This is a genomic window from Streptomyces sp. NBC_01477, from assembly GCF_036227245.1.
Taxonomy (GTDB): Bacteria; Actinomycetota; Actinomycetes; order Streptomycetales; family Streptomycetaceae; genus Actinacidiphila.
This window is the reverse complement of record NZ_CP109445.1, coordinates 1403058-1417062: the sequence shown is the minus strand read 5'-3', so window position 1 is coordinate 1417062 and position 14005 is coordinate 1403058. Positions and strand designations below refer to the sequence as shown.

Sequence of the window (14005 nt, the reverse complement as noted above, 5' to 3'; positions counted from 1 at the left end):
CCCTGGACGAGCCGCCTCGCGAGAGGAACCCCTGCGGCACGCGCCCCGGCTCCCCGGCTTCCGCCGCTACCCGCGTCACCGGGGGTCACGGACGCCGCGCCACGAAGACGAACTCCCTTCCCGGGCGGTCGGGCGCGTCGCGAACGCCCTCCACGACGAATCCGTGCCCGTCCAAGTCCCTCTCGACCTCGTCCCGCTCGCGGAAGCGCAGCGTCGAATCCGACGTCAGCACCTGTCCGTCCGCTGCGAAGCGGTAGGTCCAGCGGAAGGTCACCAGAGGCAGGCTCACCTCCAGCAGGTGAACCCAGCTCTCCACCGAGCCGACGCCGGGAATTTCGGTCACGTGGTAGGACTTCTCGCGGGTCCACTCCTCCCAGGCGCGGCGGGCCGGATCGCGCGTCTCGAAGACCAGGCGCCCGCCGGGCCGCAGCGCTTCGCGGGCTCCTCGCAGCGTCCTGTGCCATGTCTGCGGATCAGCGATGGCCTGGGCGACGTTCGCCGTCATCGTCGCGAGGTCGACCCGCAGTGGGGGAAGGTCCGTCGCGTCGCCGCAGATCCAGCGCACCCGTCCGCTTCCCGGTTTGGCCCGGGCCACATCGACGGACGCCCGGGCGGGGTCCACACCGACGGCCTCGATGCCGCGGTCGGCCAGGAGGAGCGCGAACACCCCCGTGCCGCAACCGATGTCCAGCACTCGTCGCGCCCCGAACCCGTCCGCCATCCGCAGGTAGGCGTCGAGGTCGCCGCGGTCGGGGTCGAGCGGATCGTAGATCGCGGCGAGCCGCGGGTGCGCGAAGCAGTCGTCAGCCATGCGGCCGAACGTACGCAGGACCGGGCCCGGACGGCCACCGGGTTTGGCGACGGGCACCGGCGCGTACCCGCCTGCGCGTGATGGCGCCGGTGCGGGAAGGGTGCCGAGCAGCCGCGGTGACCGGCCGAAGGCGACGTGGCAGGAGTTGCGGAAGCCGGTGAGTGCGGCACGATTACCGTGGGTGAGTGGACGCCGATCCGGGTGCGGGTGTCGAGAACGCGGCGGCGGCTCCGTCCCAGGGACACGGCGGCCACGAGCGGTCGCGCGACAGTGGAGGACGGCGAGTCATGGACCCCGAGCAGATCGCACAGGAGCTGGCCGACGCCGGCGAGCTGCTCAGCCAGGCGTCAATGGCGCGGCTGGCGTACAACGGCCCCGACGGGCTGCCACGCGTCATCCCGATCGGGATCTTCTGGACCGGCGAGGAGATCGTCATGTCCACCGCGGCCACGGCACCCAAGGTGAGGGCGCTGTCCGCCCGCCCCGAGGTCGCCCTGACCATCGACGCCGGCGACACCCCCGGCTCGGCGAAGACCCTGTCGGTGCGCGGCGTCGTGCACCTCACCATCGTCGACGGGGTGGTCCCGGAGTACCTGGCGGCAGCGCGGAAGAACTTCGACGCCGAGTACGCGGCCGAGTTCGAGCGGAACTGCCGGGCCATGTACGACCGGATGGCGCGTATCGCGGTCGAGCCGCGGTGGGCACGGTTCTACGACTTCGGCGCGGGGCGGGTGCCGCAGTTCCTCGCCGACCTCGCCAGGAGGTCGGGCTGACCGCGGCCCTAGCCGAAACCCTCGTCCGCGCAGCTCATGCGGCATGTCGGTGAGGGGGATCGGCACGGCGAGGAGGGGGCGGGCTCCGGCGACGCCCTGATGCGGCCGGTGGCCCCGGCCCGGGGCGCGCCCCGTTTCGTTATCCTGCCGCCATGCCACGGGGGACAGGGGACGAGGTGCGCCGCGCGGCGGGTCCATACGCGTACCGGCCGGGACGGTGACCGCCGTGCCGCTCGGTACGGCCGGCGCTGTCGCCGCGTCCGCCGCCGTGCTGCTCGCGCTGCACGCGCTGGCGCTCCGGCGCACCGCGGGTCTCGCCGCCGCGGGGTCGGCACTGGCCGTTCTGGCGGCCACCGCGACCGGCGCGGTGGTGGGCCTGCGGCCGTGGAATGTCGCGGGGACCGCGCTGGTGGCCGCGGGCGCCGCAGCCGTCGCCTGGGTCCTGGGCCGGTCCCGGCGGCGCAGGCGCGCCGAGCGGTCCGCCCTGGCCGCGTACCGTACGGGCGCTGCCGCGATCCCGCGGTTCGCCGCGCTCGCCGAACGGGACCGGCTCGCCGTCGAACTGCATGACGTGGCCGCCCACCGCCTCACCGCGATCGTCGTCTCCGCCGCGGCGGCGCAACGCCTCGCCGACCCCGAGCGCACTGCCGCCGCACTGCGCCACGCGGCCACCGCCGCCCGCCGGGCGATGACGGAACTCGACCTGCTCACCGACCACGGCGGAAGCGGAAGCGGCGACGACGGCTCGGGTCCCGACAGTGCCGCCACGCTCGCCGGCATCGGCACCCTGGCCGCCGAGTCCGGCGCCCGCTACCGCACCACCGCGACCGCGGTCCCCGCGCCGACCGCCGCCCTCGCCCACCGCGTCGTGCGCGAGGCCCTGACCAACACGGCGCGCTACGCCTGCGGTTCTGCGATACGTATCGCCGTCGACGCCGCCCCCGCACTGCTCACCGTCACCGTCAGCGACAGCGGCGGCAGCACGCCGGAACCCCACCTCGGCACCGGCCACGGCCTGCCGGGCCTGCGTACCACCGTCGCCGCCGCCGGCGGCATCCTCAGCTACGGCCCCACCGGCTCCGGCTGGACCGTCCGGGCCGAACTCCCCTTGCCCCCGGACCCGCCCGGGGCTTCCGGCCGCGGGCCGCTGCGGCGGCCACCGGCCCCGCCCGGCCCGCACCGCCCCCTCTGGCGCGGGCCCACCGCGCTCGACTGGGCGCTGGTCGTCCTCGCCGTCGCGCTGTCGCTCGGGGCCAGTCTGCTGTCGGACGACGTGCCCGACTCCTTTCGCGGGGTGCTGCCGAGTGTGCCCGTGGTGGTGCTGTCCGGGCTGCACGCGGTGCCGTTGGGGTGGCGGTCGCGGGCGCCCGGCGTGGGGCTGGCGGCGGTCCTGTCGGCGCTGCTGCTGTGGTGGGGGTGCGATCGGGCGGGGTGGACATCGCCGCCGGTCAGTGACATCTTCCTGGTCTACTGGTGGGTCGAGCTGACGTTCGTCTACAGCGCGGGCGCCTGTCTGGCGGTGCGGCGCGGCCTGGTGGCGCCGGTGGCGGTGGCCGCGACCGGCGGGCTGGCGCTGGCCAGCGCGGACGGCATCACCGGCAGCAGGGCGGCGGCCTGGGCGGCGCTGACCGGGCTGCTGGCGGTGCCGTCGTTCGCGCTGTGGTGGCTGGGCCTGGCCACCGCCCGGCGGCGGGAGCGGCGCGGGGCCGCTGCCGCGCGGTGGCGGGCACTGCTCGAACGGGACGCCGACGCCGCCGTACGCGACCAGCGCCGGCGGATCGCCGCGGGCCTGCTGCGTACCGCCCGGCAGCACGCGGCGAACGTGGCCGCCGCGGCCGACGCCGGACGACTCGACGCCGTCCTGCGCGAAGCACGCGAAGGCCTCGGCGCGCTCCGTGAACTCCTCGGCGGCCTGCGCGACCGGGACGGCGCGACCGCCCCGCCGCCCACCGTCGCCGGGATCGCCGCGCTGGCCACCCGGTACGGCGCGACCGTCCGCTACCGCGGCCCCCACCGGGCGGTGCCCGTCGTCGTGGGGGTGGCCGCGTACCGGATCGCGGCGCTGCTGCTCGCCGAGGGCGTGACACTCACCGTGCTCCGCCTGGACGCGGGCGTCGAACTCACCGCGCCGCCGCCCGCGGGCCCCGGCGCCCTGCGGCACGTGCGGGCGGCGGCCGACGCCGTGGGCGGTACGCTCACCAGGACCGACGACGACGCGGTACGCGTGTGGCTGCCGGAGGTGTTCCTATCGCGATCAGGGTGACGGTCGCCGACGACCAGGCGGTCGTACGCGCGGGCATCGCGGCGATCGTCGACGCGGAGCCCGGCCTGTCCGTCGTCGGCCAGGCCGCCGACGGGGAGTCGGCCGTGGCGCTCGCCCTGGAACTGCGCCCGGACGTCGCACTGATGGACATCAGGATGCCCGGCGCCGGCGGCCTGGCCGCCACCGCCCGGATCACCGCGGGAGCCCCCGCCACCCGCGTCATCGTCCTCACCACCTTCGACCTCGACGAGTACGTGTTCGCTGCGCTGCGCGCCGGGGCCGTCGGCTTCCTGCTGAAGGACGCCGAGCCGGAACGGGTCGTCGACGCCGTACGGGTGGTCGCCGGCGGGGCCGCCCTGCTCGACCCCGCGGTGACCGGACGGCTGATCGCGCGGTACGCCGCCGGGCCGCCCTTGCGAACCGACGCGGCGCGGCTGGCACGGCTCACCCCGCGCGAGACCGAGGTCCTGCGGCACGTCGCGCGCGGCCTGGCCAACGCGGAGATCGCCGCGGCGCTGGGCATCAGTCCGGCCACCGTCAAGGACCACGTCGCGGTGGTCCTCGGCAAGCTGGGCGTACGCGACCGGGTCCAGGCGACGATCGCCGCGTACGAGACGGGTCTGGTCCGCCCAGGAGCCGGCTGAACCACCGGCCGGCAGCGCAGCGTGCGAGGCGGACCCCCGCCGTGCGGCGGGGGCCGGCACCCCGCCGACCAGCGGAGTCCGGCACTGACGGCTCGTCCGGGCGCACGACGACCAAGTGGCCGGGGCGTACCTAGCGTCAGCGGCATGGCACAGAGACTTCCCGCGCTTCCCCCGCTCGCCCGCCGCGTACTCGGCGGCGTCCTCCTCATCGGCACGGTCGTGCTGACACCCGCCGCCGCGGCGGCCGGCCTCGTCGCGGCGGCGTTCGCCACCGCGAGCGTTCCGCTGCTCGCCCTGTGCGGCCTGGCGGTCGCCGCGGCGACCGCGGCGCTGCTCGGCCGCGGGGCGTTCGCCCTGCTCGGCAAGGGCGGCCTGCGGGCGACCTGCGCGCTCACCGGCGTGCTGCTGCTCGCCGTCGCGGCGCTCGCCGCCGGTACGGTCCTCCGTCCGATGCCGACCTCCGCCGCGCTCCCGGTCCCGCCGGGCGTCAGCTTCTGGAACCTGCCGACCGGCTCGCGGATCGCCTATGTGCACGCGCCCGCCGCCGGCACCCCGAGGCCGACCCCGGTCGTATTCCTGCACGGCGGCCCCGGCACCCCGGCCGAGGGCATTCCCGCCGGCGGCAGGGAACTGGCCGCGGACGGCTTCGACGTCTACTCGTACGACCAGGTGGGCGCCGGACGCTCCACCCGGCTCTCCGACATCACCCAGTACACCGTGGCCCGCCAGGTCGCGGACCTCGACGCGATCCGCCGCACGATCGGCGCGGACCGGATCATCCTCGTCGGCCAGTCGTGGGGCGGTTCGCTGGCCGCCCAGTACCTGCTGGCGCACAGCACGCACGTCGCCAAAGCCGTCTTCACCTCGCCGGGCGCGCTGTGGGGCCGTGAATACCCCGGCTCGGCGGCGGGAGACCCCTGGGACCACCTGACGCCGGCCGAGCGCTCGGCCCGTGACCGGCTCAACAGCAAGCCGCGGCTGATCGCCGCCGCCCTGCTCCTCCAGGTCAACCCGCGGGCCGCGCACGCCCTGGTGGGCGACGGCGAACTCGACCACTGGATGCACGAGTTGGCCCTGCTCGGCAAGGACACCACCTCGTGCGCGGGCACGGAGCCCACCGAGGCGCACTCCAACCCGCAGGGCTTCTACAGCAACCAGATGACCGTCAAGGACTTCGAGCAGCTGCCCGACCCGCGCCCCCGGCTGCGCGCGGTCCACGTCCCCTCGCTGGTCATGCGGGGGGAGTGCGACTTCATCAAACCCGCCGTGACCCAGGAATACCGGCAGACCCTCCCGGACTCCCGCATGGTCCGCATCGAGGGCGCGGGCCATGCCATCTCCCACAGCCGACCCGCCCTCTACACCGCCCTGCTGCGGGCCTTCCTGCTCGACCGCCCCTTGCCGGCGCCCGCGTCGTGAATCCGCCGTCCGCCCGGTCGCGGCGCGGGGTTCACGGAGCGGGGGTGGCGCCGGCGCGGGGGGCGCGGAGGTGATCGGTGTGCCGGGTGACGGTGTCGATGCGGGTGGCGAGGTCGGGGTGACCGGTTCGCAGGTGGGGGCGGGCGGCGGCCAGCGGGGTGAGGAGGCCGGCGGCGTCGTCGGCGGCGAGGGCGGTGTCGAGGTGGCCGAGCGCGGTGCCCGCGGTGGTGGGCAGGTCGGTGAGCGCGGTGATCTGGGCGGCGAGTCTGCGCAGGTCGGCCGCGTTCGCCCTGGCCCAGGTGTCGACGGTGCGGTCGGCGGCGCGCCGGCTGCGGGTGGCGTTGACCCGTTCCTCACCGGTGGAGCCGGGTGTGCCGGGGCGCAGGCGCAGATAGCGGCGTTCGGCGGCCTGGCGGCTGGCGACGCCGAGGGGCGCGGCCAGGTCGGCCCAGCTGGCACCGGCACTCCGGGCCGTCTCGATGAGGCCTGTCTCCCATCCGGCGAGCTGTTCGCGCACTTCGCGCAGGAGGAGCAGCGAGGCGAGTGCCTGCTGGCGGCCCTCGGCGGCTCCGGGGTCGTCGCCGGGTTGCGCGCTGCTGGCGTGGCGCAGCGCTGTCCTGATCGTCTCCAGCGCCGCGGCGGCGGCGAGGAAGGAGGCGGCTGTGCCGTGTTCGGGCGGGCCGGGTGGTGCGGTGCGGTCGGCTGTCACGGTACCTGCTTCCAGTGTCACCCTCCGGGTGACGGGCTCGTTTGTCATCGGATGGATGACATGGTACAACAGTGGGCAGGTGAAAGACACCCGGCAGCAACTGCCCGACTCCCTGGAGGTGTTCCGCGATGCTGATGCGTACCGACCCCTTCCGTGAACTGGACCGACTCACCGAGCAGCTCCTGCGCCCCGGCACCTGGTCGAGGCCGGCGGCGATGCCGATGGACGCGTACCGCGACGGTGAGGAGTACGTGGTCTCCTTCGACCTGCCCGGGGTCTCCCCGGAGGCGATCGACATCGACGTCGAGCGCAACATGCTGACCGTGAAGGCCGAACGGCGGCCCGCCGCGCACGGCGACGGGGTGCAGATGGACGTCTCCGAGCGGCCGCTCGGCGTCTTCTCGCGCCGGATCCTGCTGGCGGACGCCCTGGACACCGAGCACATCCGGGCGGACTACGAGGCCGGGGTCCTCACCCTGCGCATCCCCGTCGCCGAGCGCGCCAAGGCCCGCAAGATCGCCGTCGGCGCGAAGCGGGACCGGCAGGAGATCACCGGCTGAAGCCGGCGCGTCCCCTGCCGGGGAGCGAGCGCGCCTCCCGGGGCGCCACCGCGCCGCCCACCGGTCCTACCCCTCCACCCCCCCACCCATCCGGCGGCCGGCCCGTTCCGCGGGCCGGCCGCCGCCCGAGACGGAAGGCCTACCCCCACCCATGCGCACGCAGCCCGGACGGCGCCGGAACGCACCGGCGCTCACCTACGACCAGCTGCTCGAACGCGTCCGCTACGACGGCGCGTACCCGACCCGCGAACGAGCCGAGCAGGTCACCCGTACCGTACTCACGGCCCTCGGGTCCCAGCTGGCGGGCGACCCGCGCGCCGAACTCGCCGCACAGCTGCCCGTCGAGGCCGCCCGCGCGCTCCACTCCGAGGCGCCCGCCGCGCGACCCCTCACCGGGTGGGGCTTCGTCCAGGACCTGGCCGCCCGCACCGGTGTGACCCCCGCGGTCGCCCGCTGGAACACCGGCGCCGTACTGAGCACCGTCGCCGGCCTGGCGGACCCCGACCTGCTGGGCCGAATTCTGGACGAACTCCCGTCCGGTTACGCCCTGTTGTTCGGACGCGCCGAACTCGTCCAGGCTGCCTGAACAGCCCGCCCGAATACTCCGCGGAATGAGGGTGCATAGCCGGCGCCAGGCCGGGCATCAGAGTGCCAGCCGCACCAGGGATACCGAGAGGTGATGACATGGCCACCGATGAAGCAGTGAGGGAAGCGTCCGTCCTCTCGGCTCCGGCCGACCGCTCAGCGGGGTCCGACCCGGAGATCGCCGGCCTGCCGTGGGTCGAGGACGCCGGCAAGGTCGCCCCGAAGGACGCCCGGGAGCTGTCCCGGCTGTTCTTCGACCGGCTGCGGACGCTGGAAGAGGGCACCCGCGAATACAGCTACGCCCGGAACACGCTGATCGAGATGAACACCTCCCTGGTGCACTTCGCCGCGCGCCGCTTCCGCAGCCGCGGTCCTGAGGAGATGGAGGACATCCTCCAGGTCGGCACGATCGGGCTGATCAAGGCGATCGACCGGTTCGACCTGTCGCGCGAGGTGGAGTTCACGACCTTCGCGGTGCCGTACATCGTCGGGGAGATGAAGCGCTTCTTCCGCGACACCTCCTGGGCCGTGCATGTGCCGCGGCGCCTCCAGGAGCTGCGGGTGGAGCTGGCCAAGGCCCGCGACCACCTCACCGCCGTCCTGGACGCCCCGCCCACCATCGCCGAACTCGCCGCCTACCTGGAGATCACCGAGGAAGACGTCATCGAGGGCCTGGTGGCCTCCAACGGCTACACCGCGGGGTCCCTCGACGTGCCCGCCGGCGACGACGGCGCCGACGCGACGGAGGCCGGGCGCGCCTACGCCGACACCATCGGCGGCTGGGACCCCGCGATGGAACTGGTCGAGGACTTCCACGCGCTGGCGCCCCTCCTCGGCCAACTCAACGACCGCGAGCGGCTGCTGCTGCAGATGCGCTTCGGCCAGGAGATGACCCAGGCCGAGATCGGCGCCGAACTCGGCTGCTCCCAGATGCACGTCTCGCGCCTGCTGTCCCGCATCATCACCAAGCTCCGCGCGGGCATGCTCACCGACGTGTAACCTCCGGCGGCTCCTTTCCGGAACGGTTTCGCCGCCGCGGGCGCCGGCACCCGCACCGCGTCGCACCGGTACGGACGCCGGCCACCGGCCCGGGGCTGTCGCGTCACCGCAGGGTGGGTGCACCGGCCCGGGCGGGATCGTTGGACGCCGGGTGGTCCGGGTCATCGGCCGGGGCGCCGCCTCGGCCTGGCGGTTGCCGGGCGGCCGGTGGCCCGGTTCGTACCGGTGACACTCAGCCTTCTGAAGGGGCACGTCCGGGGTGGCGGCTGCCGGCGTGACTCAGCGCTCGTCGGCCCCGCGTCCGTCGGCCCCGCGCTCGTCCGCCCTGCGCACGCCGGGCCAGCTCAGCAGGAGCTGCTCGGCGCGCGGGAGCTTGGCGACGATCAGGTCGTAGGAGTCCTCGATCATCTCGCGGACCAGGTCGTCGGGGATCGAGTCATCGAGGAGCACCGTATTCCAGTGGCGTTTGTTGAGATGCCAGCCGGGGGTGATTCCCCGGTGGGCGGCGCGCAGTTGCAGCGCGATCTCGGGATCGCACTTCAGGCTCACACTCAACGGGTCGCTGTCCAGGGCGCTGAGCGCGAAGATCTTCCCGCCGACCTTGAAGACCGAGGTCTCCGCGGTGAAGGGGAAGGTCTCGACCGCCCCGGTCAGGTCCAGACAAGTGGCTTTGAGCGCGTCGGGTTTCATGCGGGTCAGTGTGCCGTGCCAGGCGGCGCCGATGACGATCCGGGCCGGGGCCGCGTGAGTCCGGCTGCTGCGCCCGGCACCGACCGCGGTGCTCCGCGTGCCGGACGAGGTCAGCCCGGCAGCAGCTCCCGCACCAGCGCCGCCACTTGCTCCACCTCGATCAGGAACCCGTCATGACCGTACGGCGACTCCACCACCCGGAGCCGGTCCGCGCCGGGGATGCCGGCCGCCAGCTCGGCCTGCTGGTGCAGCGGGTACAGCCGGTCGGAGTCCACCCCCGCGACCAGGGCCGGCGCGGTGACCCGGCGAAGTGCCGCCGGGGTCCCGCCCCGGCCCCGGCCCACGTCGTGGGCGTTCATCGCCTCGGTCAGGACGACGTAGCTGGCCGCGTCGAACCTCCGCACCAGGGTCTCGGCATGGTGGTCGAGGTACGACTCGACCGCGTACCGGCCGCCCCGCCACGGATGCTCCGCGCCCTGCGCGGCCCGCCCGAAGCGCGCCGACAGCTCCGCCTCGCTGCGGTAGGTCACATGGGCCAGGCGGCGTGCCAGGCCGAGCCCGGCCGCGGGGCCGCCGCCGGGTCCGGCGTCGTGGTAGTCCCCGCCGCGCCAGTTCGGGTCGGACCGGATGGCGTGCAACTGCACCGCCGCCCAGCCGATCTGCTCCGCGCTCGCCGCGGCCGGGGAGGCCAGCAACAGCAGCGCCCCGACCCGCTCGGGACGGCTCACCGCCCACTCCAGGGCGCGCATCCCGCCCATGGACCCGCCCACCACGGCCGCCCAGCGGCCGATCCCGAGCGCGTCGGCCAGCGACGCCTCGGCCGCCACCTGGTCGCGCTGCGTCAGGAACGGGAAGGCGCCGCCCCACCTGCGGCCGCCGGGCGCGTACGAGGACGGCCCCGTGGACCCCTGGCAGCCCCCGAGCACGTTCGGCGCCACCACGAAGAACCGGTCGGTGTCCAGCGCGCGCCCCGGCCCGACCAGGCCGTCCCACCAGCCCGCCGTGGGATGGCCCGGCTCCTTCGGCCCCGCGACGTGGCTGTCGCCGGTCAGCGCGTGCGCCACCAGCACCGCGTTGGAGCCGTCCGGCGCCGGCCGGCCCCAGGTCTCGTACGACAGGCGTACCCCGGGCAGTTCGCCGCCGGCTTCGAGCGGCAGGGGTCCGGCCAGGTCGTGCAGACGGCGCCGCCCCGGCGGGTCCCCCGGCTGCCACGCCCCTGAGGCGGGCAGCAGGGGGACGCCGCCGGGCGGCCTGGTGCCTGTCTTGTTCAGGACGCGCCCTTCGCCGCGCGGAAACCCGCCTCCAGGTCAGCGATGAGGTCGGCGACGTTCTCGATGCCGACGGACAGCCGCACCAGGCCCGGCGACGTACCGGTCGCCGCGAGCTGCTCCTCGTCCAGCTGGCTGTGCGTCGTGGACGCCGGATGGATGATCAGGCTGCGCACGTCACCGATGTTCGCCAGATGGCTGAACAGCTGCACGCCGTCGACGAAACGGCGTCCCGCCTCGGCCCCGTCCCGCAGTTCGAAGGCCAGTACCGCGCCCGCGCCCCGCGGCAGGTAGCGCTGCCCGGCCTCGTACCAGCGGCTGGACGGCAGGCCCGCGTAGTGCACGGCCGCCACCTCGTCGCGCGCCTCCAGCCACTCCGCGAGCGCCTGCGCGTTCGCCGAGTGCCGCTCCAGCCGCAGCGACAGCGTCTCGACGCCCTGGAGCAGCAGGAAAGCGGAGTGCGGCGACAGCGCGGGGCCGAGGTCGCGCAGCAGCTGCACCCGCAGCTTGATCGCGAACGCGCCGGGGCCCAGGGCCGGCCAGTACCGCAGGCCGTGGTAGCTCGGGTCGGGCTCGGTGAAATCCGGGAAGCGCTCGGTGTGCGCGCCGAAGTCGAAGGTGCCGGCGTCCACCACGACACCCCCGATCGTCGTCCCGTGCCCGCCGAGGAACTTCGTCGCCGAGTGCACCACCACGTCGGCGCCGTGCTCGATCGGCCGCAGCAGGAACGGCGTGGGCACGGTGTTGTCCACGATCAGCGGCACCCCCGCCGCGTGTGCGACGTCCGCCACCGCCCGTACGTCCAGCACGTTCCCGCGCGGGTTGCCCAGCGTCTCGGCGAACAGCGCCTTGGTCTCCGGCCTGATCGCGGCCCGCCAGGCGTCCTGGTCGTCCGGGTCCTCGACGAAGGACACCTGGATGCCGAACTTCGGCAGCGTGTGGCGGAAGAGGTTGTACGTGCCGCCGTACAGCGACGCGCTGGAGACGATGTGGTCGCCCGCGCTCGCCAGCGTCAGGATCGCCAGCGTCTCCGCCGCCTGGCCCGAGGCCACCGCGACGGCGGCGACCCCGCCCTCCAGCGCGGCGATCCGCTGTTCGAGTACGTCCTGCGTCGGATTGTGGATGCGGGTGTAGATGTTGCCCGGCTCGGCCAGCGAGAAGAGGTCGGCGGCGTGCCGGGTGTCGCGGAAGACGAACGACGTCGTCTGGTAGATCGGCACCGCCCGCGCTCCGGTGGTCGGATCGGGCTCGGCCCCAGCATGTACCTGCCGGGTCTCGAACGACCACGCGGACGTGTCGTCCGCGGGGGTCTCGTCGGGGGTGTGCCCGGCGGTGACGGAGTCGATGGGGTGCGTCATGGTTCTCCTGAGCGCAGGTGCGGGTGAAGGGAGACGGGTACCGGCACGTCGAGGGAAGTCCCTGGCGGTGCGGCGGTGCCCGGTGACGGCGCGTTCGGCCGCGTCGGAACGCGCGGGGGCGGACAGCCGCCGGGCCGGAGGAGCACGGGGGGCGGCAGGACGACGCGAGGCGCCGATGGCGCGGAACTGCGGATGATCAGCGGCCGGGAGCGGCGGCAGGACGCCGGAGACGCGGCGTCAGCGCGGGGCGCGACACCCCGTGGTCGTGACACGCGCGTAGTCCACGTGGCGGCGCATCACGAGCGGGGTCATGACGCCATGGAACCACACCGCCGCCCCGGGTGTCAGGCACCCGGGCGTTCCGCACCCGTTTCCGGTTCCGCGTAGGCGAAGTCGTACGCGGCCCAGTCGGTGATCGGGAGGAACCCGACGCGCCGGTACAGGGCGTTGCTGGTGGGGTTGGCCGAGTCGGTGAAGAGCACCACGTCCGTCGCGCCCGCGGCCAGCGCGGCTCTGCTCACCTCGGCCGTCACGGCGCTCGCGTACCCGTGGCCGCGCAGCCGGACCGGGGTGTAGACGGGGTCGATCCTGACCTGCCCGGCGACCATCGGGTTCACGCCCGCCATGGAGACAGGTGTGCCGTCGGGGGCGTCCCAGAAGGTGTAGCGCTTCTCGGCGAAGCGTGTGCCCGGCCAGGAAGCGGCGTCGATGGTGACCACCTCCCCGACGTCCGCGGCGAACTCACGGCACCAGCGCATGAGGTGCTCGTGGTCCCGCTCCTCCACGGGCCGGCCCCGGCCCGCCGGGGCCGGATCCGGCGGGGTGAGCGTACCGAGCCGGTACAGGTGGAGCCGGACGCGGAGCGTCGGCGTCGCACCGGTACGCCGCTGCCAGGCCTCGGCGAAGGCGGCGGCGGTGCGGTGGTCGGCGCTGACGGAGGGGAGGGAGTGCCCGCGCTCGACCAGATGGGCGGCGAGCGTGTCCGCCTGCTCGGGGGTCAGGGAGGTGACGCTCAGGCCGCGGGCCGGGAAGCGGTAGAAGGTGGCGCTGACCTCGCCGGCCCGCTCCAGCCGGCCGAAGACGGTGCCCCGGCCGCCGTGCTCGGCCGCCCCGAAGGTGCGCAGCTTCTCGGTCACCGTCAGCGGCATGGTGTGCAGGGCGGGCCGCGAGCGCAGGAAGTCCCCGGCTCTGGCGAGGAAGTCGTCGACGTCTTCTGTGAGGTGCCAGTCGTCCGGGCGCATGCTTGATGATCCCCGAAGGACCCGGCCGCGGGGAAGGCGAATTCCCGCACAGGCCCCGGCCCGCCGGCGCCGCCCCGCCTCGCCCGCGCCGCCCCGGCGGTGTCACCCGAGCGGGCCGTGCCCAGCCTGCGCGCGGGTCGGTGAGCGACGGTGAGGACGATCGTGCCGGTGGTACGCCCGGCCGCGCCGCGCCGGTGCGCCCCGGCCGCCTGCTCCAGCGGCAGGACGGTACACCTCGTCGCCCGGCCGGAACAGCGTCACGCCGAGACCCACGGCCTCGACCGCCCCCGAGACGTCGTTCCGACACCGCGGAACCACCCTGAACGGGCGGCGGCCCACGGGGTACTGGCCCGGGAGACAGGTTGCGCCAGGATCGGGCCACCAGGGGCCGGCGCGAGCGATGACGCGGCCCGCGTCCTGAGCCGCCGGGCGCGGGCCGGTGCCGGGGGTGGCTTGCCACGGGGCGTGCGGGGCACGACACTGCTGGGACAGCGCCTGCCCGCAGGGCGGACACTCGGCTCGACGCGTGGCGTCGGACCGTCCCGCGTGCGCACGGGCAGGACAGGCGCTCCGCCGCAGCCTTCGGCGGCGTCCGCGCACTCGACCCCCACCGCAACGGCGCGGCGACAGCCCCCGGGTGGTCATCTCCGGGGACCGAGTGCGGTTTACGACCTCTCTTGCAGGC

General features: G+C 74.8%; 13 protein-coding genes. 7 read left to right on the top strand and 6 right to left on the bottom strand.

The features are described from left to right. Window positions 1-85 precede the first annotated feature (85 nt). Window positions 86-811 (bottom strand): class I SAM-dependent methyltransferase, encoded by a 726-nt coding sequence (locus OHA86_RS05445; protein ID WP_329172967.1) that lies wholly within the window; start codon window positions 809-811, stop codon window positions 86-88. A 287-nt stretch (window positions 812-1098) separates the two neighbouring features. Here OHA86_RS05445 and OHA86_RS05440 point away from each other — a divergent pair, with 287 nt between their 5' ends. The 4 genes from OHA86_RS05440 (at window position 1099) to OHA86_RS05425 (ending at window position 5910) form a co-directional block, all read left to right on the top strand. Next, the gene (locus OHA86_RS05440; protein ID WP_329172966.1) at window positions 1099-1584 is read left to right on the top strand and encodes a pyridoxamine 5'-phosphate oxidase family protein; all 486 of its coding nucleotides are present in this window, start codon (window positions 1099-1101) and stop codon (window positions 1582-1584) included. A 226-nt stretch (window positions 1585-1810) separates the two neighbouring features. Beyond that, complete coding sequence (locus OHA86_RS05435) at window positions 1811-3847, top strand: sensor histidine kinase (RefSeq protein ID WP_329172964.1); 2037 nt, start codon at window positions 1811-1813, stop codon at window positions 3845-3847. Then, a complete protein-coding gene (locus tag OHA86_RS05430; protein ID WP_329172963.1) occupies window positions 3844-4491 on the top strand; it encodes a response regulator transcription factor in 648 nt (215 codons plus the stop codon). Before OHA86_RS05435 ends, OHA86_RS05430 begins: the two co-directional genes overlap by 4 nt. Before the next feature lie 144 nt (window positions 4492-4635). Continuing rightward, window positions 4636-5910 (top strand): alpha/beta hydrolase, encoded by a 1275-nt coding sequence (locus tag OHA86_RS05425; protein WP_329172961.1) that lies wholly within the window; start codon window positions 4636-4638, stop codon window positions 5908-5910. A gap of 31 nt (window positions 5911-5941) precedes the next feature. Here the strand turns inward: OHA86_RS05425 and OHA86_RS05420 are convergent, their stop codons facing one another. After that, complete coding sequence (locus OHA86_RS05420; protein ID WP_329172959.1) at window positions 5942-6619, bottom strand: type III effector protein; 678 nt, start codon at window positions 6617-6619, stop codon at window positions 5942-5944. Between the two features lie 128 nt (window positions 6620-6747). Between OHA86_RS05420 and OHA86_RS05415 the strand changes: the two genes are divergently transcribed. The 3 genes from OHA86_RS05415 (at window position 6748) to OHA86_RS05405 (ending at window position 8763) form a co-directional block, all read left to right on the top strand. Next, complete coding sequence (locus OHA86_RS05415) at window positions 6748-7179, top strand: Hsp20/alpha crystallin family protein (RefSeq protein ID WP_329172957.1); 432 nt, start codon at window positions 6748-6750, stop codon at window positions 7177-7179. Between the two features lie 151 nt (window positions 7180-7330). Continuing rightward, window positions 7331-7765, top strand: coding sequence for a DUF2267 domain-containing protein (locus OHA86_RS05410; RefSeq protein ID WP_329172955.1), 435 nt, complete (start codon window positions 7331-7333; stop codon window positions 7763-7765). A gap of 98 nt (window positions 7766-7863) precedes the next feature. After that, window positions 7864-8763, top strand: a complete 900-nt coding sequence (locus OHA86_RS05405) for an RNA polymerase sigma factor SigF (protein WP_329172953.1) — start codon at window positions 7864-7866, stop codon at window positions 8761-8763. Window positions 8764-9042: 279 nt separating this feature from the next. On the opposite strand, the gene OHA86_RS05400 is transcribed toward OHA86_RS05405, so the two are convergent. The 4 genes from OHA86_RS05400 to OHA86_RS05385 form a co-directional block, all read right to left on the bottom strand. Beyond that, window positions 9043-9453, bottom strand: a complete 411-nt coding sequence (locus tag OHA86_RS05400; RefSeq protein ID WP_329172951.1) for an MmcQ/YjbR family DNA-binding protein — start codon at window positions 9451-9453, stop codon at window positions 9043-9045. Between the two features lie 110 nt (window positions 9454-9563). Continuing rightward, window positions 9564-10724, bottom strand: coding sequence for a homoserine O-acetyltransferase MetX (metX, locus tag OHA86_RS05395; protein ID WP_329182232.1), 1161 nt, complete (start codon window positions 10722-10724; stop codon window positions 9564-9566). Next, window positions 10721-12079, bottom strand: coding sequence for a bifunctional o-acetylhomoserine/o-acetylserine sulfhydrylase (locus OHA86_RS05390; RefSeq protein WP_329172949.1), 1359 nt, complete (start codon window positions 12077-12079; stop codon window positions 10721-10723). The genes metX and OHA86_RS05390 overlap by 4 nt, the downstream gene beginning before the upstream one ends. A 344-nt stretch (window positions 12080-12423) precedes the next feature. Then, window positions 12424-13320, bottom strand: coding sequence for a GNAT family N-acetyltransferase (locus OHA86_RS05385; protein ID WP_329172947.1), 897 nt, complete (start codon window positions 13318-13320; stop codon window positions 12424-12426). Window positions 13321-14005 lie beyond the last annotated feature (685 nt).

What these genes read in the sequence shown, in the direction of transcription:
- OHA86_RS05445 (WP_329172967.1), bottom strand. Translation starts at nt 811, where the DNA reads ATGGCTGACGACTGCTTCGCGCACCCGCGGCTCGCCGCGATCTACGAT.
- OHA86_RS05440 (WP_329172966.1), top strand. Translation starts at nt 1,099, where the DNA reads ATGGACCCCGAGCAGATCGCACAGGAGCTGGCCGACGCCGGCGAGCTG.
- OHA86_RS05425 (WP_329172961.1), top strand. Translation starts at nt 4,636, where the DNA reads ATGGCACAGAGACTTCCCGCGCTTCCCCCGCTCGCCCGCCGCGTACTC.
- OHA86_RS05415 (WP_329172957.1), top strand. Translation starts at nt 6,748, where the DNA reads ATGCTGATGCGTACCGACCCCTTCCGTGAACTGGACCGACTCACCGAG.
- OHA86_RS05410 (WP_329172955.1), top strand. Translation starts at nt 7,331, where the DNA reads ATGCGCACGCAGCCCGGACGGCGCCGGAACGCACCGGCGCTCACCTAC.
- OHA86_RS05405 (WP_329172953.1), top strand. Translation starts at nt 7,864, where the DNA reads ATGGCCACCGATGAAGCAGTGAGGGAAGCGTCCGTCCTCTCGGCTCCG.
- OHA86_RS05400 (WP_329172951.1), bottom strand. Translation starts at nt 9,453, where the DNA reads ATGAAACCCGACGCGCTCAAAGCCACTTGTCTGGACCTGACCGGGGCG.
- OHA86_RS05390 (WP_329172949.1), bottom strand. Translation starts at nt 12,079, where the DNA reads ATGACGCACCCCATCGACTCCGTCACCGCCGGGCACACCCCCGACGAG.
- OHA86_RS05385 (WP_329172947.1), bottom strand. Translation starts at nt 13,320, where the DNA reads ATGCGCCCGGACGACTGGCACCTCACAGAAGACGTCGACGACTTCCTC.